The sequence below is a fragment of the Pseudomonas sp. TE3895 genome, from assembly GCF_056278855.1.
Window position 1 is genome coordinate 2,071,478 of record NZ_JBWBQE010000001.1, and the last position, 21,727, is coordinate 2,093,204.

A 21,727-nucleotide genomic window follows, 5' to 3' on the forward strand; every position below is an offset into this window, starting at 1 on the left:
TGTCAGTCCAGTAGTGAGAGGGTGACCGGGGTCAGGTGGTTGTCTTCGACCCGCACCAGCAGCTCGCCTTCGTTCAGGCGGGCGGTCAGGCGTTGGCCATTGCGGGTCTGTTCGGCGCTGCGAATGGCCTGGCCTTGCTCATCCAGCAAAATGCTGTATCCGCGGGCCAGAGTGGCCAGCGGACTGACCACCTGCAGTGTCTGCAATTGGGCCTGGAACCGCTGGCGACGGTCCTTTAGCACCTCGCGCATGGCCCGTGGCAGGCGCTCGGCCAGGCTGTCCAGGCGCTGGTTCAGCAGTTTCAGGTTACGCCCCGGATGCTGCGCGGCCAGGCGGGCGTCCAGGCGTGCCAGGCGTTCGCGGCGCTGGTTGAGGTTGAGCATGAACGCGCGACGCAGGCGCATGTCCAGGTCGTCCAGGCGTTGAGCCTGCTGGCGCAAACGCTCGCCTGGGTGGCGCAGGCGCCGGGTGAGTGACTCCAGGCGCAGGCGGTCGTGGGTCAGGCGGTTCTGCATGCGCAGCAGCAGGCGCCGTTGCAGGCCATCCAGGCGTTGCCGAAGGCCGCTGTTGTCAGGGGCCAGCAGCTCGGCGGCAGCTGACGGGGTGGGCGCGCGCACGTCAGCCACGAAGTCGCTGATCGACACGTCGGTTTCATGGCCCACGGCGCTGACAATCGGCGTGACGCAGGCGGCCACGGCACGCGCCACGGCTTCCTCGTTGAAACACCACAGGTCTTCCAGCGAACCACCACCCCGCGCCAGAATCAGCGCATCGAAACCGAGGCTGTCGGCCAGGCGGATGGCGCGTACGATCTGCGCGATGGCTTCGCGGCCCTGTACCGCCGTAGGGATCAGGTTCAGCTCCACCTGCGGGGCACGGCGGCCGAACACGCTGATGATGTCGCGGATCACCGCGCCAGTGGGCGAGGTGATGATGCCGATGCGCTGTGGGTGAGCCGGCAGTGGCTTCTTTCGTTCGGTGCTGAACAGCCCCTCGGTACCGAGCTTTTCCTTCAGGGCCTCGAAAGCCAGGCGCAGCGCGCCATCACCGGCGGGCTCGACGGTGTCGAGAATCAGCTGGTAGTCGCCACGTCCCTCGAACAGCGAAACCTTGCCGCGCACCCGCACCGCCAGGCCATCGCGCAGCGCCTGGCGTACCCGCGTGGCGTTCTGCCGGAACAACGCGCAACGCACCTGGGCGCCGCTGTCCTTGAGGGTGAAGTACATGTGGCCGGACGCCGGGCGGGCGAGGTTGGAGATTTCGCCTTCCACCCACACGCTGCGGAAAACGTCTTCCAGCAGCACGCGGGCGCGGCCGTTGAGTTGGCTGACGGTAAGGACCTCGCGGTCCAGCCCGAGTCGTTCGAAAGGGTCTTTGATCATGGCTGGCATCATAAATGACATCGGCCCCGGTTGTCTGTCTTGCCCCTATTGTCAGCCTTGACCCGATCCTTGTGGGAGCGGCCTTGCGTCGCGAAAGGGCCGCAACGCGGCCCCGGCACTTCATGCGGCGAAGCTGAAAACCTGGGGCCGCATCGCAGCCCTTTCGCGACGCAAGGCCGCTCCCACAAGACCGCAACCGGTGCCTTCAGCCCTGCATCGTCGCCACGAACTGCCGCACCAGTTGCCCCGCATCACGGCGACAGGCCAGTGCCACTGTGCTCTGGCAATCACCCTCCAGCGCTACGAAGCTGACTGAAGCCGGGGCAATCTCGCACATGCACCGCGGCAACAACGCCACCCCAAACCCCGCCTGTATCAGCTGCAACTGCGTAGTCTTGCGCGACAGTACCTGCGCCGCCTGCGGGAAGAACCCTGCCCCCATGCACAACGAGGCAGACAGGTAGCTCAAGCCACCGCGATCCCGGTGCGGGATGGAAATGAAGCGTTCTTCCTTCAATTGTTCCAGTTGCACGTGCTGAGTACCCGCCAAGGGGTGCCCAGCGGCGACGGCCAGCAACAAGGGTTCGTCGAACAGTTCATGCAGCACCACGCCTTCATGCTGGCGCAGCACCGGCAAGCGCAACAGGCCGATATCCAGCCGTCCGGCAGCAATGTCTTCCAGTTGTGCCTCCGACGACTGCTGCGCAATCTCCAGCGAAACCCCTGGGTTGTGCTTCAGGTAGTTCCCAAGGCGAGCCAGAAGCCCGCCGGTCAGCGGCACGGTGCTGGAATGGTTCAGGCGCAAGCTGCCTTGCAACCCTTGGCCAATGTCACGGGTAACCCGCTCCGCCTGTGCCAGGTCAGCCAGCAAGCGTCGTGCCCGTTCAAGAAAGGCCTGACCGGCCAGCGTCAGGCGAGGCAGGCGCGCCGTGCGTTCGAACAGCGGCGTGCCCAGTTGCTGCTCCAGCTCCTTGATCTGCCGGCTAAGGGCCGACTGGGCGACGTACAGTCGCTCGGCTGCACTGCTGAAACTGCCGCACTCGGCGATCTCCACGAAGTAACGCAGCTGTCGGATTGACGTCATGTCATGCCTTTTCGAGATGGCTTTTGGGATAAAGGCATATTAGTCGGCATGGCTCATGGCTGGCTAACCTTTGCCTGTCTTCCCAGGAACTGCTGCCATGCTTGCCCAACTGTCGTTTTCCGGCCTTGACTGGCTGCCGATCCTGTTCGCCATTGCCGCGGCCTACGTCGTCTTCGGCATCGCCGGCTTCGGTACTGCACTGGTGGCGGGGCCGGTGCTGATTCACTTCATGCCGTTGTCACGCATCATCCCGTTGCTGGTGCTGCTGGATTTCGTGGCCGCGTTCGGCAACCTGCTGCCGTCGCGCCGGGATGTGGTACGCAGTGAATTGCTGCGGCTGCTGCCCTTCATGGCCTTGGGTTGTACGTTGGGCGTGGTGTTCCTGCTGCAACTGAAGTCCGACCTGTTGCTGCTGTTGATGGGGGTATTCGTGACTGCCTATGCAGTTTACGGGCTGGCAGTGAAAGTGAGGCCAGCCAGCCTGTCCGGCTTCTGGGCGGTGCCGATGGGCACGGCAGGCGGGTTGTTCGGGGCTTTGTTCGGCAGCGGCGGGTTTCTTTATGCTCTTTACCTGAGCGCACGGCTGGAGGTGAAGGAACAGGTACGCGCCACCCAGAGCGCGCTGATCAGCTGCAGTACGATAGTGCGTCTGTCGCTGTTCCTGATCGCCGGTGTCTATGCCGACCAAAGCCTGCTGCTGCTCGCCGCCTGTCTGCTGCCTGTCATGTTCATTGGCCTTTGGGTAGGGCGTCGGTTGACCAACCGGTTGTCCCGCGAAGCGTTCGTGCGCCTGGTGACCTGGCTGGTGCTGGCCAGTGGGCTGGCGTTGATTGGTCGCTACCTGAGCGCCTGAGCGGTAGAATTGCGTCATTACCGGCGTTTCTCAGGCTTGTCCCGTTCATGAACACCCAGAGCATCATCGTTCCAAAGCTGTCTACCGTCCCGGTGCATGAAGCCCGTGCCCGCGCCATCCTGCGCTGGCTGGTGCGCGAAAAGGTCGTCGAGGAGCAGCTGACCACCTGTGGCCGCACCGGTAACCGCATGGGCCATGCCCTGGCGGCAGGGGCGCGCAAAGTGGCCCTGCACCCGGAAAAACTGCCCTTCGACGAACCGGTCAACGGCCTGGAAGTGATGCTCAAGCGCTGCATCTATACCCCCACCGAAGGCTTCCTCGAAGAAGCCGGTTGCCCGGAGTGCCGGCGCGAGGTAGGCGAGCCGTTGTTCGAAAGCCTGGAAGAGTGGATGCCGGCAGTGAGCGACAACTTTACCTGCCCACTGTGCGGCTTCGAAGATGACATCAATGGCTTCATTTACCTGCAGCCATGTGCCTTTTCCAACCTGGGGTTCATCTTCAACAACTGGGGCGAGGCCGGGTTCACCCAGGCCTTTCTCGACAGCTTCGCCGACTGGCTCGACCAGCCGGTGGCCGTGGTGCAGGTAAAACTGCCACAAGCCTGACCGAAGGCCCTTATTTTGCATTGAGCGGCGCGCCATGCATGAGTATAATGGCGCGCTTCCATTTTTCCCGCCCGGGAGCCCCCGCGATGCTGCGTATCAGCCAAGAAGCCCTGACCTTCGACGATATCCTCCTTGTACCTGGCTATTCCGAGGTACTGCCCAATGAAGTCAGTCTCAAGACCCGTTTGACCCGTGGCATCGAGCTGAACATTCCGCTGGTTTCCGCTGCCATGGATACCGTGACCGAAGCGCGTCTGGCCATTGCCATGGCTCAGGAAGGCGGTATCGGCATCATCCACAAGAACATGACCATCGAACAACAGGCCAGCGAAGTGCGCAAGGTCAAGAAGTTCGAGGCTGGCGTGGTCAAGGACCCGATCACCATCGACGCCGATGCCACTGTGCGCGACCTGTTCGAGCTGACCCGCCTGAACAACATCTCCGGCGTGCCGGTACTGGCGAACGGCGACCTGGTCGGCATCGTCACCTCCCGTGACGTGCGCTTCGAAAATCGCCTGGACGCCAAGGTTCGCGACGTGATGACGCCGAAAGAGCGCCTGGTCACCGTCCGCGAAGGCGCCGACAAGAACGAAGTTCGCGAGCTGCTGCACAAGCATCGTCTGGAAAAAGTCCTGATCGTTGACGACAAGTTCAACCTCAAGGGCATGATGACCGTCAAGGACATCGAAAAGGCCAAGGCTTACCCGCTGGCCAGCAAGGACGACCAGGGTCGCCTGCGCGTCGGCGCCGCTGTCGGCACCGGCAAGGACACCGGCGAGCGCGTTGCTGCCCTGGTGGCGGCTGGCGTTGATGTCGTCGTCGTCGACACTGCCCACGGCCACTCCAAAGGTGTGATCGACCGCGTACGCTGGGTGAAAGAAACCTACCCGCAAGTGCAGGTGATCGGCGGCAACATCGCCACCGGCGCTGCCGCCAAGGCCCTGGCCGAAGCAGGTGCCGATGCGGTCAAGGTCGGTATCGGCCCTGGCTCTATCTGCACCACCCGTATCGTTGCCGGTGTCGGCGTGCCGCAAATCAGCGCCATCGCCAACGTCGCAGCAGCACTGGAAGGCACTGGTGTGCCACTGATCGCTGACGGCGGTATCCGCTTCTCCGGTGACCTGTCCAAGGCCATCGTTGCCGGTGCTTCCTGCGTGATGATGGGTTCGATGTTCGCCGGTACCGAAGAGGCCCCGGGTGAAGTCGAGCTGTTCCAGGGCCGTTCCTACAAGGCCTACCGCGGCATGGGCTCGCTGGGTGCCATGGCACAGGCGCAAGGCTCGTCCGACCGTTACTTCCAGGACTCCTCGGCCGGCGCCGAGAAGCTGGTACCGGAAGGCATCGAAGGCCGCGTTCCTTACAAAGGCGCCCTGGCCGCGATCATCCACCAGCTGATGGGCGGCCTGCGTTCGTCCATGGGCTACACCGGCAGCGCAACCATCGAAGAAATGCGCACCAAGCCGGAGTTCGTGCGCATCACCGGTGCCGGCATGGCCGAATCCCACGTGCACGACGTGCAAATCACCAAAGAAGCCCCTAACTACCGCGTAGGCTGAGGCTTCCAGCTACAACATAAAGCGGGGCTGTCATGACAGCCCCGCGTCGTTTCCGATTTCCACTGACGAGATTGAGTCATGGCCCTCGACATTCACGCTCACCGCATCCTGATCCTCGATTTCGGTTCCCAGTACACCCAGCTGATCGCCCGCCGCGTGCGCGAAATCGGCGTGTACTGCGAACTGCACCCGTTCGACATGGACGATGAAGCGATCCGCGAATTCAACCCGCGCGGCATCATCCTTGCCGGCGGCCCCGAGTCGGTCCACGAAGCCAACAGCCCGCGCGCTCCGCAAGCCGTGTTTGACCTGAATGTGCCTGTGCTGGGTATTTGCTACGGCATGCAGACCATGGCCGAGCAGATGGGCGGCAAGGTAGAAGGTTCCGACCTGCGTGAGTTCGGTTATGCCCGCGTGGACGTTGTCGGCAAGAGCCGCCTGCTCGACGGCATCGAAGACCACGTTGACGACGACGGCGTGCTGGGCCTGGACGTGTGGATGAGCCACGGTGACAAGGTCACCCAGATGCCTGGCAACTTCAACATTCTGGCCAGCACCCCAAGCTGCCCGATCGCTGGCATGTACGACGACGTCCGCGGCTACTACGGCGTGCAGTTCCACCCTGAAGTGACCCACACCAAGCAAGGGGGTCGCATCCTGTCCCGCTTCGTGCAGGACATCTGCGGCTGTGAAGCCCTGTGGACGGCGTCCAACATCGTCGAAGACGCCATCGCCCAGGTGCGTGCGCAAGTCGGTTCGGCCAACGTCCTGCTGGGCCTGTCCGGCGGCGTTGACAGCTCGGTAGTTGCCGCGCTGCTGCACCGCGCCATCGGCGACCAGTTGACCTGCGTATTCGTCGACAACGGCCTGCTGCGCCTGCACGAAGGTGACCAGGTGATGGCCATGTTCAAAGAGAACATGGGCGTCAAGGTGATCCGCGCCGACGCTGAAAAGCAGTTCCTGGACAACCTGGCCGGCGAAGCCGACCCTGAGAAGAAGCGCAAGATCATCGGCCGCACCTTCATCGACGTGTTCGATGCCGAAGCCAGCAAGCTGGAGAACATCCAGTTCCTCGCCCAGGGCACCATCTACCCGGACGTGATCGAGTCAGCTGGCGCCAAGAGCGGCAAGGCTCACGTGATCAAGTCGCACCACAACGTTGGTGGCCTGCCGGAGGAGATGAACCTCAAGCTGGTCGAGCCGCTGCGTGAACTGTTCAAGGACGAAGTGCGCAAGATCGGCCTGGAGCTGGGCCTGCCGTACGACATGGTCTACCGTCACCCGTTCCCGGGCCCGGGCCTGGGCGTGCGTATCCTCGGTGAAGTGAAGAAGGAATACGCCGACATCCTGCGTCGCGCCGACCACATCTTCATCGAAGAGCTGCGCAAGGCCGACTGGTACCACAAGACCAGCCAGGCGTTCGTGGTGTTCCAGCCGGTCAAGTCGGTCGGCGTCGTCGGCGACGGCCGTCGCTACGCCTGGGTCGTGGCCCTGCGTGCCGTCGAGACCGTGGACTTCATGACCGCGCGTTGGGCACACCTGCCGTACGAGCTGCTGGAAACCGTCAGCGGTCGAATCATCAACGAAATCGACGGTATTTCGCGCGTTACCTACGATGTGTCGAGCAAGCCGCCTGCCACTATCGAGTGGGAATGATCGGGTAGCCAGCCCAGGCTGGTACCCGCAGGACGGATACACCAGAAAGCCCGCATGATTGCGGGCTTTCTGGTTCTTGTTCGTTCAGATTGCTTATTCTTCTGGCTTTCTGGCAAATAGCGCTTTCTGGTAGGCGTTATAGGAAAGCAGCCTGCTCCTTACGGCGATGAACTCATCACCCTCCACGCGTTGCGGGTGCTTTTCCTGCGGGTCATCCTCAATATTGTATTTAGTCAGCGTGTCCGAACTGAATTCGTATATGTATTTGTACGGGTGCTCCACCAAGGCTGACGCCAGTTGGTCAAAGAACGTGGACATGAAGAATGTGCGTTTCCCCTGTTCTCTCAACAAGCTGATGCCTTGTACAGAGAGTGGGGATTCGGTCACATCAAAAAAATCGGCAACCGTGGGCGCAATATCGATCTGGTGACTGGTCGTTGAGGCGGGTTTGGGCAGTGACTTTCCATTACTCCAGAAAATCAGGGGTACGCTCACTTCTTCTTCGTGCATGGAAGCGTTGTGAATGAACAGACCGTGCTCACCAAATGACTCACCGTGGTCACCCACGAGCACGAATAATGTCGAGTCCAGAAGGCCTTGCTTGTCGAAGGATGTCAGCATTTCACCCAGCACGCTGTCTGTCTTGGCTATGCAGTCTTCATACTTTTCCAGCTCGCTCTGTAATGGGGGCCCTTGGCTGCATTGGTAGGGGTAGTGGGCTGCGCTTGGGAAGTAGAGCGCGATGAAACCCTTGCCATTCTTTTTGATGTTTTCCAGGTAAGCGATGCTGGACGAAAACAGCTGTTCATCACTTTCACCGAAGCTACTGGCGTTTTGTGAGCGGTTTTCGGCGGGGATGAGCTCCGAAACTGCGTAAGCATTCGACACACCGATGGATTTCAGGAAGCCCTCCATGTTTTCGAACTGCAGGTACAGCGAGCTGAAGGCGACGGCTTCCATGTTTTTCCTGTTCTTCAGCTCATGGATGACACTGGGTTGTAGCAGGTACATGGCTTCTTTGATTTCAATGTCAGGGTAGGCATGCAGCCCCGTCAGGATCGCGTGGTAGCCTTTGGACGAGTGAGGCACTGAGACGTACGATTTGAAGAGCATGCCCTCCCGAGCGAGCTTATCGAAGGTGGGGTACCGCTCGGCGGTTTTGATGTCGGGAGCAAACACGCTGTTCCAGCGCACTGACTCCAGAACGATGAAGACCAGGTTCTTGAAGTCTGGCGTGGGGTGAGATTGAAGTTTTCGGATTTCGTTGACGCTGGTCAGCGGGTAGGCGGGTTGTTCGAATGGCAGCGACGGTCTATGCGGCGCTGCGGTCAAGGAAGTGGTGTTTCTGAGTGTTGTGACCAGTGGGCTGATGACAATGTTTTCGTTCAGGTGATAGCGCGCGTCTTTGGCATGGATGGAGCCGAAGAGCAGGGCGCCGATCACCAGCAGTGATGCCCAGAGGTGTTGTCTTTTCTTTACTGTGCGGGTGCGCTGTTCTTTATAAGCGATGTAGGTTGCCAGCCCAGCGAAAGACCAGGTCGCCAGGTAAGCAAGAAAAAGCACAAAGACAATGAACCTGAATGTGTACCCGAAACCGGCAGATTGCGTGAGAAACACCTCGGCCCCGGAGGTCAGGTTGCTTGCGTTTTGCAGGCTGTAGCTTATCAGTTGCCAGTCCAGAGGCTTCAGCCATAGCTCCCGAACACGCATGTCCACCAGCAGGAACAGCAGCAAGGCGCCTGAGGCGATGCTCAACAGATAGAAGTTGAATTTGTTTCTGGTAATGGTGTTGGCGGCAATCACATAGAGGGCGACCACTAACAGCACGTCTTGAAGCAAGTACAGGGCAATATCGAAAACACCGGTCTCCACCCATCGATGGGAGAAAAACTCGATCATGATGATCTTCGGTGCCAGCAGCAGGCCTGCAGCGAGCAGGAGCGATATATGCAGTAATGAATTCCTGAGCCACATGGTGTCTACCTTCGCATTCACAGAGCCGGCGTCTTGTCTGAAGCGATAGGCGGGCAAAAGGCCAGCACCTGCGCACCCCGTTTTTAGACTTAAGCAGCCCACCCTGAATTCGGCAAGTCAGCCCCGGGGCGTTGGGTTGGTACCGAAGGGGGAGCGGGTTGCCACTGGCGATCGCGGCCGCTAACCGGTCGTGCGACAAGACTTCACTTAATATTTCGCAAATGCAGGTGTATCGTATTCGCCCTTCATCGCCAGCCCCTGCTGGCAGACTGATTGCGCAGAAACGAGGTACCCGCACCGATGTCCTTTACCCGTCGACAAATGCTCAAAGGCCTTACTGGTCTGGTTGTGGTAGGCCTGGGCGCCGGGGGCGCGGCGCGCTACTGGCTGGGCAAGGTCGAGGACGAGAATGCCGGGCACGACTACGAGCTGATTGCCGCCCCACTGGAAGTGGAGCTGGTGCCGGGTTTCAAGACCGAAGCCTGGGCCTTCGGCCCATCGGCACCTGGCACCGAACTGCGGGTACGCCAAGGCACCTGGTTGCGGGTGCGTTTCATCAATCGCCTGCCGGTCGAAACCACCATCCACTGGCACGGCATCCGCCTGCCGCTGGAGATGGATGGTGTGCCATACGTTTCGCAACTGCCGGTCAAGCCTGGTGAGTACTTCGATTACAAATTCCGCGTGCCGGACGCCGGCAGCTATTGGTATCACCCCCATGTCAGCAGTTCCGAGGAGCTGGGCCGCGGTCTGGTCGGGCCGCTGATCGTCGAGGAGCGTGAACCCACCGGGTTCCAGCATGAGCGTACGCTGAGCCTGAAGAACTGGCATGTGGACGAGCAGGGCGCATGGCTGCCTTTCAGCATCCCGCGCGAGGCCGCGCGCAACGGCACTGCCGGGCGGTTGATCACCATCAACGGCCAGGCTGACTCGATCACCGAGCTGCCGGCCGGCCAGGTGGTGCGGGTGCGCCTGCTGAACCTGGACAATACCTGGACCTACCGCCTCAACCTCAAGGGCAACTGCGAGGCGAGAATCTATGCCCTCGACGGCAACCCGGTGACCCCGCGTGCGCTGGACGAATACTGGCTAGGCCCGGGCATGCGTATCTGCCTGGCCATCCGCATTCCCGAGGCGGGTGAGGAAATCTCCCTGCGCGACGGTTTCGTGCGCCTGGGCACCCTGCGTTCGGTGGCCAGCAACGACGCGCCGAGTGACTGGCCGCCCGCGCTGCCGCCCAATCCGATCGCCGAGCCGGACCTGGAGAATGCCGAAAAGCTGAACTTCAATTTCGAGTGGGCGGCCAGCGTCTCTGTCACCCCTGATCCGGCCAAACCGTCGAGCATGTGGCAGATCAACGGCCAGGCCTGGGATATTACCGACAAGACCTGCGCCGACCGCCCCATCGCCACGTTGCAGAAGGGCAAGAGCTACATCTTCGAGCTTAAGAACATGACCCAGTACCAGCACCCGATCCACTTGCATGGCATGAGCTTCAAGGTGATCGCCTCCAACCGTCACGACATCAAGGAGCCGTGGTTCACCGACACCTACTTGCTGGGCAAGAACGAGCGCGCCCAGGTAGCACTGGTGGCGGATAACCCTGGGACCTGGATGTTTCACTGCCACGTCATCGACCACATGGAAACCGGCCTGATGGCCGCGATCGCGGTGGTCTGATGCGCCCGCAGATCATCGATCGCAGTCGCGATCAGGAATTCATGCGCCTGGCGCTGGCCTTGGCCGCCGAAGGCGCGGCGTTGGGCGAGGTGCCAGTGGGGGCGGTGCTGGTGCAGCATGGGCAGGTGATCGGCCAGGGTTTCAACCGGCCGATCATCGACAGTGACCCCAGCGCACATGCCGAGATGGTGGCGATCAGGGCGGCAGCCAGGTCGGCAAGCAACTACCGGCTACCCGGCAGCACCCTGTATGTGACCCTGGAACCGTGCAGCATGTGTGCGGGGCTGATCGTGCATTCGCGGGTGATGCGCGTGGTGTTTGGCGCGCTGGAGCCCAAGGCCGGGATCGTGCAGAGCCAGGGGCAGTTCTTTGGCCAAGGCTTTCTCAACCACCGGGTGATGGTGGAGGGCGGGGTGCTGGCGCAAGAGTGCGGGCAGATCCTCAGCGACTTCTTCAAGGCCCGCCGGGCCAAGGCTTGAGCTGCACCGGCCTCTTCGCGGGCAAGCCCGCTCCTGCAGGTTCTGCGCAAATCTTGTAGGCGCGGGTTTGCCCGCGAAGAGGTCCTGACAGGCTTACATCGGCGACGACTTATCCGCTGGCTTGTCCTTGTTGACCCCGGGCACATGCAGGTTGCCCTCGGCCACCTGGCCTTCGAGCTGCGGCTGGGTCACCCAGGTGAGGATGTCGTAGTAACGGCGGATGTTGGCCACGAAATGCACCGGTTCACCCCCACGGGCATAGCCGTACTTGGTCTGCCGGTACCACTGCTTCTGAGCCAGCCGCGGCAGCATCTTCTTCACGTCCAGCCACTTGTTCGGGTTCAGCTTCTCGCGCTTGGCCAGGGTGCGGGCGTCTTCCAGGTGGCCGCCACCGACATTGTAGGCGGCAAGGGCGAACCAAGTGCGGTCCGGCTCCTTGATGCTGTCGTCAAGCTCTTCCTTGATCTTCATGAAGTACTTGGCGCCGCCCTGGATGCTCTGCCTCGGGTCCAGGCGGTTGGACACACCCATGGCCTGGGCGGTGCGCTGGGTCAGCATCATCAGGCCGCGCACGCCAGTCTTGGAGGTGACTTCCGGCTGCCACATCGATTCCTGGTAGCCGATGGCGGCCAGCAGGCGCCAGTCGACCTGCTCGACCTTGGCGTAGCTCTTGAAGTGCTTCTCGTACTTGGGCAGGCGCTGTTGCAGGTGCTGGGCGAAGGTGTAGGCGCCGACATAGCCAAGCACGTCGACATGGCCGTAGTAGCGGTCCTTCAAGCGTTGAAGGGTGCCGTTTTTCTGTGCCTTGTCGAGAAATTCGTTGATTTCGTTGAGCAGGCTGTTGTCTTCGCCGGCTGCCACTGCCCAGCGCTGGTCGCGGGTTTCGCCCAAATCGAAGGCGACCCGCACGTTGGGGAAATACACCTGGTTCATCGCCAGTTCGTTGGAGTCCACCAGGGTCAAGTCGATCTGACCTTCGTCCACCATGCGCAGCAGGTCGACCACTTCGACGGCGTCGGATTCCTCATATTGCAAGGCAGGGTACTGCTTTTTCAGCTCGGCCAACTGGTCAGCATGGCTGCTGCCCTTGAGCACCATGATCTTCTTGCCGACCAAACCCTTGGCGCCGGTGGGGCGCGCGCGGCCGTTGCGGTAGATGACCTGCGGGGTCACCTCCAGGTAGGGATGGGAGTATTTCACCTGGGTTTTGCGCCGCTCACTGCTGACCAGGCCGGCGGCAGCCAGTACCGGGCCGGAGGGCTTGCCGAGGGAGTCGTAGAGCTCGTCCAGGTTGTCGGCGGTCTCGATCTGCAGCTTTACGCCGAGATCGTCGGCGAAATGCTGGACCAGTTCGTACTCGAAGCCGGTTTCGCCGTTACGGTCCTGGAAGTAGGTTGCAGGGCTGTTGCGTGTGATCACGCGCAGCACGCCATCCTCCTTCACGCGCTCGAGGGTGCTGGGTTTTTCAACGCAGGCACCTAGCAGCAGAAAGAGTCCGGTTGCGAGAAGCCATTTGGCGCAACGCTGGCGCAAAGCAGTGTGGGCGAACATAGGTTGCAGTATACGCAAAGGACTGGCCCAACCATATCTCGACAACGGTTAGCTTGTCTGGTAGCGGGTTGTGTGGTTGGGGAGAGGGAGGGGGAGGGGATTGCATCAAGGCTACCAGGTGCCCGGCTTGAGATATTCAGCGCCTGTGAGATCGAGCGCCGCAGGTGTCCGCCTTAAAATATTCAGCGCCTATGAGATCGAGCGCCGCCCGCGCGGCGCTTCGCGGGTAAACCCGCTCCTACGTTTGTTTCGGGCCAGTCCATCCTGTGCCTGGCGCGCGCGACCGCCTTGTTGGTACGACGCGATATCGAGATAGGCACCAAGGCGTTCGCGCGCGAATCCCACAGGCATAATTGGCCCGAAACAAACGTAGGAGCGGGTTTACCCGCGAAGCGCCGCGCGGGCGGCGCTCGATCTCACAGGCGCAGAATGTCTTAAGGCGGACACCTGCGGCGCTCGATCTCACAGGCGCAGAATGTCTTAAGGCGGACACCTGGCGGCGCTCGATCTCACAGGCGCTGAATATCTTAAGGCGGACACCTGCGGCGCTCGATCTCCCAGGCGCAGAATGTCTTGAGGCGGACACCTGCGGCGCTCGATCTCCCAGGCGCAGAATGTCTTGAGGCGGACACCTGGGGCGCTCGATCTCATAGGCGCAGAATGTGTCGAGCCGGACACCCGGCGCCGCTCGATCTCGTCTCAAGCCGGACACCGCTGAAAACTGACCCCGAAGTCCGGTTCCGCCGCCCGGCAGGCGTGGCTTAGAGCAGGTGCCGAAAGCCATCGAATTAGGCTAGAATGCACGGCCTCTAAGCACACCCCTTCCTGAGGCTGTCCCGACGATGTTGATCCTGCGCGGCGCTCCTGCCCTTTCTGCCTTTCGCCACGGTAAATTACTCGAGCAACTGAGCCAGAAAGTCCCCGCTGTTACTGGTTTGTATGCCGAATTTGCCCACTTCGCCGATGTTGACGGCGAGCTGACCGCCGACCAGCAGCAGGTGCTGGGCCGTCTGCTCAAGTACGGCCCGAGCGTGCCGGTACAGGAGCCGACGGGTCGTCTGTTCCTGGTGGTACCGCGCCTGGGCACCATTTCGCCATGGGCCAGCAAGGCCAGCGACATCGCCCACAACTGCGGCCTGCAGTCGATCCAGCGCCTGGAGCGCGGCATCGCCTACTACGTGGCCGGCACCCTGAGCGACGCTGACGCCGCCCTGATCGCCGCCGAACTGCACGACCGCATGACCCAGCGTGTGCTCAGCCAGCTGGAGCAGGCCGCTGACCTGTTCAGCCACGCCCAGCCCAAGCCAATGACCTCGGTCGACATCCTGGCCGGCGGCCGTGACGCCCTGGCCAAGGCCAACATCGACCTGGGCCTGGCCCTGGCCGAAGACGAGATCGACTACCTGGTCAATGCCTTCCAGGGCCTCAAGCGCAACCCGAACGACATCGAACTGATGATGTTCGCCCAGGCCAACTCCGAGCACTGCCGCCACAAGATCTTCAACGCCAGTTGGGATATCGACGGCCAGGCCCAGGAAAAAAGCCTGTTCGGCATGATCAAGAACACCTACCAGATGCACAACGAAGGTGTGCTGTCGGCGTACAAGGACAACGCCTCGGTGATCGTCGGCAACGTTGCCGGCCGCTTCTTCCCGAACCCTGAAACCCGCCAGTACGGCGCGGTGCAGGAGCCGGTGCACATCCTGATGAAGGTGGAAACGCACAACCACCCGACCGCCATCGCCCCCTTCTCCGGCGCCTCCACCGGCTCCGGTGGCGAAATCCGCGACGAAGGTGCGACCGGCCGTGGCGCCAAGCCCAAGGCCGGCCTGACCGGTTTCACCGTGTCCAACCTGCGTATCCCGGGCTTCGAGCAGCCGTGGGAGCAGGCTTATGGCAAGCCCGAGCGTATCGTCGACGCCCTCGACATCATGATCGAAGGCCCTCTTGGCGGCGCTGCGTTCAACAACGAATTCGGCCGCCCGGCCCTGACCGGTTACTTCCGTACCTTCGAGCAAGCCATCAACACCCCGCACGGTGAAGAAGTGCGCGGCTACCACAAGCCGATCATGCTCGCCGGCGGTATGGGCAACATCCGTGAAGACCACGTGCAGAAGGGCGAAATCACTGTCGGCGCCAAGCTGATCGTGCTCGGTGGCCCGGCCATGCTGATCGGCCTGGGCGGCGGCGCTGCTTCGTCGGTGGCTACCGGTGCCAGCTCGGCTGACCTGGATTTCGCTTCGGTACAGCGCGAAAACCCGGAAATGGAGCGCCGTTGCCAGGAGGTCATCGACCGTTGCTGGCAGCTGGGCGACAACAACCCGATCGCCTTCATCCACGACGTGGGCGCTGGCGGTATTTCCAATGCCTTCCCTGAGCTGGTCAACGACGGTGGCCGCGGTGGCCGCTTCGAGCTGCGCAACGTGCCCAACGACGAGCCGGGCATGGCCCCGCACGAAATCTGGAGCAACGAATCGCAAGAGCGTTACGTGCTGGCCGTCAGCGCGGTCGACTTCGAGCGTTTCAAGGCCATCTGCGAGCGCGAACGTTGCCCGTTTGCCGTGGTGGGTGAAGCCACTGAAGAACCGCACCTGACCGTCAGCGACAGCCACTTCGGCAACACCCCGGTGGACATGCCGCTGGACGTGCTGCTGGGCAAGCCGCCGCGCATGCACCGTTCGGTTACCCGCGAAGCCGAGCTGGGCGATGACTTCGACCCGAGCGAACTGGACCTGGACAGCGCCGTCCAGCGCGTGCTGAACCACCCGGCCGTGGCCAGCAAGAGCTTCCTGATCACCATTGGCGACCGCACCATCACCGGCCTGGTTGCCCGCGACCAGATGGTCGGCCCGTGGCAGGTTCCGGTGGCTGACTGCGCCGTTACCGCCACCAGCTTCGACGTCTACACCGGTGAAGCCATGGCCATGGGCGAGCGTACGCCGCTGGCGCTGCTGGATGCCCCGGCGTCCGGCCGCATGGCCATCGGCGAAACCCTGACCAACCTGGCGGCTTCGCGCATCGAAAAGCTGTCCGACATCAAACTGTCGGCCAACTGGATGTCCGCTGCTGGTCACCCAGGTGAAGACGCACGCCTGTACGACACCGTGAAGGCTGTCGGCATGGAGCTGTGCCCGGAGCTGGGCATCACCATTCCGGTCGGCAAAGACTCGATGTCGATGAAGACCAAGTGGAGCGACGAGGGCGTCGAGAAGAGCGTCACCTCGCCGATGTCGCTTATCATCACCGGCTTCGCCCCGGTCACCGACATCCGTAAGACCCTGACCCCGCAACTGCGCATGGACAAGGGCGAGACCGACCTGATCCTGATCGACCTGGGCCGCGGCAAGAACCGCATGGGCGCCTCGATCCTGGCCCAGACCTACGGCAAGATCGCTGCCCAGGCACCGGACGTCGACGACGCCGAAGACCTCAAGGCCTTCTTCGCCGTGATCCAGGGCCTGAACGCCGACGGCCACCTGCTGGCCTACCACGACCGTTCCGACGGCGGCCTGGTTACCACCGTGCTGGAAATGGCCTTCGCCGGCCACTGCGGCCTCGACCTGCAACTCGACCCGCTGACCGACAGCAAGGGCGAAGTGCCGGCCATCCTCTTCAACGAAGAGCTGGGTGCGGTGATCCAGGTTCGCCAGGATGCTACCCCGGACGTGCTGGCTCAGTTCAGCGCTGCTGGCCTGGGTGAAGAGTGCGTCGCGGTGATCGGCAAGCCAGTCAACAACGCTGAAGTGACCATCAGCCTGAACGGCGAAGTGCTGTTCGACGATGACCGTCGCATGCTGCAGCGCCAGTGGGCTGAAACCAGCTACCAGATCCAGCGCCTGCGCGACAACGCCGACTGCGCTGACCAGGAGTTCGACCTGCTGCTCGAGGAAGACAACCCGGGCCTGTCGGTGAAGCTGGGCTTCGACGTCAACGACGACATCGCGGCGCCTTACATCAAGAAAGGCGTGCGCCCGCAAGTGGCCATCCTGCGCGAGCAGGGTGTCAACGGCCAGGTCGAGATGGCTGCTGCCTTCGACCGCGCCGGCTTCGCCGCCATCGACGTGCACATGAGCGATATTCTCGCTGGCCGTGTCGACTTCGAAGCCTTCAAGGGCCTGGTCGCCTGTGGCGGCTTCTCGTACGGTGACGTGCTGGGCGCTGGCGAAGGCTGGGCCAAGTCGGCGCTGTTCAACGCCCGTGCCCGTGACGCCTTCCAGGCCTTCTTCGAGCGTACCGACAGCTTCGCCCTGGGCGTGTGCAACGGTTGCCAGATGATGTCCAACCTGCACGAGCTGATCCCGGGCACCGAGTACTGGCCGCACTTCGTGCGCAACCGCTCGGAGCAGTTCGAGGCACGCGTGGCCATGGTCGAAGTGCAGAAGTCCAACTCGATCTTCCTGCAGGGCATGGCCGGTTCGCGCATGCCGATCGCCATCGCCCACGGCGAAGGCCATGCCGAGTTCGCCAGCGAAGAAGCATTGCTGGAAGCCGATGTGTCCGGTTGCGTGGCCCTGCGCTACGTTGACAACCACGGCAAGGTCACCGAAGCCTACCCGGCCAACCCGAATGGCTCGCCGCGTGGTATCACCGGCCTGACCAGCCGCGACGGCCGCGTGACCATCATGATGCCGCACCCGGAGCGTGTGTTCCGCGCTGTGCAGAACTCCTGGCGCCCGGACGAGTGGCAGGAAGATGCCGCGCTGATGCGTATGTTCCGCAACGCGCGGGTGTGGGTGAACTAAGGCGTGTACAAGCTCGCCTTCTTCGTCCCCGCCAGCCATGTCGAAGTGGTCAAGGCCGCTGTGTTCGCTGCTGGCGGCGGGCGCATCGGTGACTATGAGCACTGCGCCTGGCAAACCCTTGGGCAGGGCCAGTTCCGCCCGTTGGACGGCAGCCAGCCGTTCCTCGGGCAAACCGGCCAGGTCGAGGTGGTGGAAGAGTGGAAGGTGGAGCTGGTGGTGGCTGACGAGCTGGTGGCCCAGGTCGTCGCTGCGCTCAAGCAGAGCCACCCGTACGAGACGCCAGCCTATGAAGTCTGGCGGCTCGCCGAGTTCTAGAACGCATCACGGCTATTCGCGGGCACGCCCGCGAAAGGGCCCTACAATCCAGCCACAATCTCCTTGCCTGGCTCCGGCCGCTTCAACATTCCACAAGCCAGCAACCCCACCTCGAACAGCACCCACATCGGCACTGCCAGCATCGTCTGCGAAAACACATCCGGCGGTGTCAGGATCATCCCCACCACAAAGCACCCGACGACCACGTAGGGCCTGCTGCGCCGCAATGTGGCCACATCGGCCAACCCTGCCCAGACCACGATGAACGTCGCCACCGGGATCTCGAACGCCAGCCCGAAGGCCAGAAACAGCGCCAGGATAAAGTCCAGGTACTGGCTGATATCGGTCATCATCGCCACGCCGTCCGGCGTCACGCTGGCAAAGAAACCGAACATCATCGGGAACACCAGAAAGAACGCGAACGCCATGCCGGCATAGAACAAAACGATGCTCGATACCAGCAGCGGCAGGGCAATGCGCCGTTCACGGCGGTACAGCCCCGGCGCCAGAAAGCCCCAGGCCTGATGCAGCAGCAGCGGCATGGCCAGGAACAGGGCGCACATCGCGGTCAGCTTGAACGGTGCCAGAAAGGGCGAGGTGACGCTGGTGGCGATCATGCTCGCGCCTTCCGGCAAAAAGCGCCGTAGCGGCTCGGATATGAGCGTGTACAGCGTCTGGGCAAAGGGGAACAGGCCGGCGAACACCAAGGCCACCAGCGCCAGGCAACGCACCAGGCGTTTGCGCAGGTCGCGCAGGTGTTCGGTCAGGGGCATGCTCGCGGCAGGGTCCATGGCAATACTCATGAAGCATTTTCCTTGGGCAGCACGGCCGTGGCCGCATCATTGGCCGGTTCCGCGTTCAGGCTGATGCCCTGGCGGATCTCCTGTTCCAGGCGTTGCAGAGGTGCCTGGTCGAGGTTGGGCATCTCGATTTCGCGCTCCACCTGCGTGCGCAAGGCGTGCATGGCCCGGCGCGCCTGGCCCAGGCCGCGGCCGAGGGTGCGGGCTGCCACCGGCAGGCGTTCGGGGCCCAGCACCAACAGCGCGACGACGCCGATCAGCAGCAACTCGCTGAAGCCTACCTCGAACATCAGGCCTGGCGGTCCGCTTGAGATTGCTGGGCAACTTGGCCGTTCAGCGGGCACTGTTGCTGCACGTGCGCCTGGTCAGCGGCGCTGGCGTCATTGTCACCACCCATGGACTTGCGAAAACCCTGGATCGCCTCGCCCACATCGCTACCCAGCCCCTTCAGGCGCTTGGTACCAAACAGCAAGAACACGATCAGCAGTACGATCACCAGTTGCCAGATTCCAATGCCACCCATAGCGACCACTCCTGTAAGGTCATGAAAAGGAAGGGCAATCCTGCCTTGCCTAGATGACGAGCACATGACGAACGGGCGCTGCCATCTACCTGAAACACCCCGCGTGTTGACTGGCGTTTTTATTCCGCGAGCGAGGCACGCACCGATGGGTGGAAGGCAACAGCAGGGTGCGGCCCTGTTGATGGTGATGGTGGTGCTGGCAATGCTGGCGGCGGGCATGGCCTGGCTGGTGGAAGATGGCCGGCGTCAGGTCGACGAAGTGCGCCTGCTGCACCAGCGAGTGCAGGTGCGGGCCATGGAGCAGGCCGGCCTGGCCTATGCCGGGCAGGCCCTGCGTGACCCCGCCTGGCGGCTCAGTCCGCTGTTCTGGCAAGCCTTGCGCGGGCAGCCGCTTAACTACGATTTTGGCGCTGGCCAGGCGCAGTTGCGGGTACGCGACCAGCACACCTGCTTCAACGTCAATGCGTTGCTGGGGGCCGATGGCGAACGCGCCGAGCGCCAGTTGCGTTATTTGCTGGGCAATGACATGGCGGCCGAACGCCTGGTCGATGCCCTGGCCGACTGGCTCGATGCCGACAGTGATGCCCGCCTGCAGGGCGCCGAGAGCGCCCAGTACCTGCGTCAGCAACCGCCACGGCTGGCGGCTGACCAGCCGATGCTCGACACCAGCGAGCTGAACCTGTTGCTGGAGCCGGACGCCAACCGCCAGGCGCGTTACCCGATGCTGTGCGCCTTGCCCCAGACCACGGGTTGGCGGCTCAACGCCAACGCGCTGGGGTTGGAGCATCTGCCCCTGCTGGAGGCGCTGTATGAAGGGCGTTACTCGCGTTCGCTGCTCAGCCGCATTGTCAGCGGCAGGCCGGCGTCGGGGTATGTGGACGCGGCTGCACTGCGTCAGGCGCTGGGGGCGGTGGATGACGAAACGTTCGAACGGTTGAGCGAAGGGCTGCTGCTCAACAGCGGGCATTTTCTGTTGCAGCTGTCGTTCGAGGAAGAGGGGCGGGTGATGCGCAGCGAGTTCCAGGTGGAGGCGCTGGGGGTGGTGCAATGGCATGCCCGTGTACCTGCGCAACAAGTGCGGGTGCGTAGCCGGGAGCCGATAGCCTGGTAACGTTCACTGACCTCTTAGCGGGCAAATCCGCCCCTACGCTGGTTCTGAAACCAGTGAGCCCCCGTAGGAGCGGGCTTGCCCGCGAAGAGGCCGGTACAGCCAGCAAAAGTTGGCTGACCGACACTTCAGTTCTCCGAGTGCTGAATTTGGACGCGCTGACCGGCACCTGCTTGCCGCTGGCATCCTTAAGGTGATCATCATTTCTTCTCCTCGACTCGTCGTGCAGCTGATTGCGTAGCGATACTTTTTGGGAACAAAGCGCATCACAAGCTCACACCATCGCGCACAATTTGTGCCACCGTCCTCAGTCGTTAAAACGAATATAAGGAGCATGGGGATTTTGAGTAGTGCCGCTTCGAATGCTTGATAGAACATCAAAGATGATGCCTCTGTCGAGATATACCTGAGTTGAGAGCGCGGTGGCAAGAGGGAGATATGTATTGGTTGTGCCAAGAATACTTTGAGTCGCAAGCCGTGTTGCAGTACCGACCATAACCCCTGCGGCAAAATTCTGGGCGCGGGTGATTACTTGTCCAGAAACCTCAGCTAGCTCATCGGAGCTATTAAGGACTCGGTTTCCTATTTGCGCGACTTCCTCGATGTAATCGACTTGTAGGGTAATGTGGGGTGAGTCTGGTGACGGTGTTTGTCCCCTTCTATGTAAATTGATACGTGGAGTTGGATTTTGCGAGTTTCTGTTGCCGATGGGTAACTGTGGTCTGTCTACAGAAAGCGTTGGCAACTGATTGGCCAGCCAACGCACACCTTGACTCACACCTTGACTCACCTTCTGCCGCAACCATTCCCAAAACTGTCCAGTCGGGTCATTCCGATTGATGGGGTCGTTCTGACAATAGCTGTATCCGTTAGGCCCACCTTTAAGAAATGGAGACTGAGTATCAGGCTGGAGAAAACGTCTTAATGTGGGGCTGTAGAATCGGTGTCCATTGCCAAGTGCGTAACAGTGCAGCACGTTATCGAGTCGCTGCCCGCTGTATGCGACAAGTTGTGATGATGGAACTGTGTGGAGAAAACCATAGGGTGTATAATTTTGTGGCAAGCCTTCAGGAATGCCACGCAAAGCAGAATTGGCATTGTCAGATTGTAGAATTTGGCCTGCTTGTGTGGGGATCTCTAACTCTGCTAATGCCATGCCATTGCCCCACAACAGGTGGCGGGGGCTGTCACTTGCTTCACAAACCAATCGGTCACCTTGGAAAAAGAAATGCTTCTTTTTTGACTGTAGCGTTGTTGAGCGCATATGCGTCATCCGCAGAGTTGTAGGTGGTCGAATGATTTTCTACAGGCGGGCGGATGTCTACTGGCAGATTTATCAGGTAGCTTGAATACTGCCACTGTGTGTGCGGTTTCGAGGGGAAGTGGAAGGAAAGATTTTGCTGGATTGCTATGCAGCCC

17 protein-coding genes are annotated in these 21,727 nt (G+C 61.7%); 9 read left to right on the forward strand and 8 right to left on the reverse strand.

What is annotated here, in order from left to right:
- Positions 1-2: 2 nt before the first annotated feature.
- Together xseA and ACZ889_RS09355 are read right to left on the reverse strand one after the other, a co-directional pair.
- Positions 3-1,382 carry an exodeoxyribonuclease VII large subunit gene (xseA, locus tag ACZ889_RS09350; RefSeq protein ID WP_476257325.1) on the reverse strand — a complete coding sequence of 460 codons (1,380 nt, stop codon included), beginning with the start codon at positions 1,380-1,382 and terminating at the stop codon, positions 3-5.
- A gap of 205 nt (positions 1,383-1,587) precedes the next feature.
- A complete protein-coding gene (locus tag ACZ889_RS09355) occupies positions 1,588-2,466 on the reverse strand; it encodes a LysR family transcriptional regulator (protein ID WP_476257326.1) in 879 nt (292 codons plus the stop codon).
- Between the two features lie 97 nt (positions 2,467-2,563).
- On the opposite strand from ACZ889_RS09355, the gene ACZ889_RS09360 reads away from it, so the two are divergent.
- The 4 genes from ACZ889_RS09360 (at position 2,564) to guaA (ending at position 7,136) form a co-directional block, all read left to right on the forward strand.
- Positions 2,564-3,319 (forward strand): sulfite exporter TauE/SafE family protein, encoded by a 756-nt coding sequence (locus ACZ889_RS09360; RefSeq protein WP_180688768.1) that lies wholly within the window; start codon positions 2,564-2,566, stop codon positions 3,317-3,319.
- A gap of 47 nt (positions 3,320-3,366) precedes the next feature.
- Positions 3,367-3,924, forward strand: a complete 558-nt coding sequence (locus tag ACZ889_RS09365; protein ID WP_020193644.1) for a hypothetical protein — start codon at positions 3,367-3,369, stop codon at positions 3,922-3,924.
- An 86-nt stretch (positions 3,925-4,010) separates the two neighbouring features.
- The gene (gene guaB / locus ACZ889_RS09370) at positions 4,011-5,480 is read left to right on the forward strand and encodes an IMP dehydrogenase (RefSeq protein WP_180688767.1); all 1,470 of its coding nucleotides are present in this window, start codon (positions 4,011-4,013) and stop codon (positions 5,478-5,480) included.
- Positions 5,481-5,558: 78 nt separating this feature from the next.
- The gene (gene guaA, locus ACZ889_RS09375; protein WP_003255024.1) at positions 5,559-7,136 is read left to right on the forward strand and encodes a glutamine-hydrolyzing GMP synthase; all 1,578 of its coding nucleotides are present in this window, start codon (positions 5,559-5,561) and stop codon (positions 7,134-7,136) included.
- A gap of 93 nt (positions 7,137-7,229) precedes the next feature.
- On the opposite strand, the gene ACZ889_RS09380 is transcribed toward guaA, so the two are convergent.
- Positions 7,230-9,110 (reverse strand): LTA synthase family protein, encoded by a 1,881-nt coding sequence (locus tag ACZ889_RS09380; RefSeq protein WP_476258015.1) that lies wholly within the window; start codon positions 9,108-9,110, stop codon positions 7,230-7,232.
- Positions 9,111-9,410: 300 nt separating this feature from the next.
- Here ACZ889_RS09380 and ACZ889_RS09385 point away from each other — a divergent pair, with 300 nt between their 5' ends.
- Together ACZ889_RS09385 and tadA are read left to right on the forward strand one after the other, a co-directional pair.
- Complete coding sequence (locus ACZ889_RS09385) at positions 9,411-10,790, forward strand: multicopper oxidase family protein (RefSeq protein WP_047605020.1); 1,380 nt, start codon at positions 9,411-9,413, stop codon at positions 10,788-10,790.
- Entirely contained in the window at positions 10,790-11,269 is a 480-nt protein-coding gene (gene tadA / locus ACZ889_RS09390) for a tRNA adenosine(34) deaminase TadA (protein ID WP_012051365.1), read from the forward strand. Before ACZ889_RS09385 ends, tadA begins: the two co-directional genes overlap by 1 nt.
- 93 nt (positions 11,270-11,362) lie before the next feature.
- On the opposite strand, the gene mltF is transcribed toward tadA, so the two are convergent.
- On the reverse strand, positions 11,363-12,820 hold the full coding sequence (gene mltF, locus ACZ889_RS09395) for a membrane-bound lytic murein transglycosylase MltF (RefSeq protein ID WP_180688766.1): 1,458 nt from the start codon (positions 12,818-12,820) through the stop codon (positions 11,363-11,365).
- 842 nt (positions 12,821-13,662) lie between these two features.
- On the opposite strand from mltF, the gene purL reads away from it, so the two are divergent.
- The gene (purL, locus tag ACZ889_RS09400) at positions 13,663-17,562 is read left to right on the forward strand and encodes a phosphoribosylformylglycinamidine synthase (RefSeq protein ID WP_012051367.1); all 3,900 of its coding nucleotides are present in this window, start codon (positions 13,663-13,665) and stop codon (positions 17,560-17,562) included.
- Positions 17,563-17,565: 3 nt separating this feature from the next.
- Positions 17,566-17,877 (forward strand): YqfO family protein, encoded by a 312-nt coding sequence (locus ACZ889_RS09405; RefSeq protein ID WP_003255016.1) that lies wholly within the window; start codon positions 17,566-17,568, stop codon positions 17,875-17,877.
- A 41-nt stretch (positions 17,878-17,918) separates the two neighbouring features.
- On the opposite strand, the gene tatC is transcribed toward ACZ889_RS09405, so the two are convergent.
- Genes tatC through tatA form a run of 3 tightly spaced genes read right to left on the reverse strand, consistent with a single transcriptional unit; the run spans position 17,919 to position 19,200 of the window.
- Positions 17,919-18,680 carry a twin-arginine translocase subunit TatC gene (gene tatC, locus ACZ889_RS09410; RefSeq protein WP_003255015.1) on the reverse strand — a complete coding sequence of 254 codons (762 nt, stop codon included), beginning with the start codon at positions 18,678-18,680 and terminating at the stop codon, positions 17,919-17,921.
- On the reverse strand, positions 18,677-18,967 hold the full coding sequence (tatB, locus tag ACZ889_RS09415; protein WP_003255013.1) for a Sec-independent protein translocase protein TatB: 291 nt from the start codon (positions 18,965-18,967) through the stop codon (positions 18,677-18,679). The genes tatC and tatB overlap by 4 nt, the downstream gene beginning before the upstream one ends.
- On the reverse strand, positions 18,967-19,200 hold the full coding sequence (tatA, locus tag ACZ889_RS09420; RefSeq protein ID WP_003255011.1) for a twin-arginine translocase TatA/TatE family subunit: 234 nt from the start codon (positions 19,198-19,200) through the stop codon (positions 18,967-18,969). The genes tatB and tatA overlap by 1 nt, the downstream gene beginning before the upstream one ends.
- Positions 19,201-19,345: 145 nt before the next feature.
- Here tatA and gspK point away from each other — a divergent pair, with 145 nt between their 5' ends.
- Entirely contained in the window at positions 19,346-20,311 is a 966-nt protein-coding gene (gene gspK, locus ACZ889_RS09425) for a type II secretion system minor pseudopilin GspK (RefSeq protein WP_004575684.1), read from the forward strand.
- Positions 20,312-20,615: 304 nt separating this feature from the next.
- Here the strand turns inward: gspK and ACZ889_RS09430 are convergent, their stop codons facing one another.
- The gene (locus ACZ889_RS09430) at positions 20,616-21,572 is read right to left on the reverse strand and encodes an RHS repeat-associated core domain-containing protein (protein ID WP_476257327.1); all 957 of its coding nucleotides are present in this window, start codon (positions 21,570-21,572) and stop codon (positions 20,616-20,618) included.
- Between the last annotated feature and the right edge of the window lie 155 nt (positions 21,573-21,727).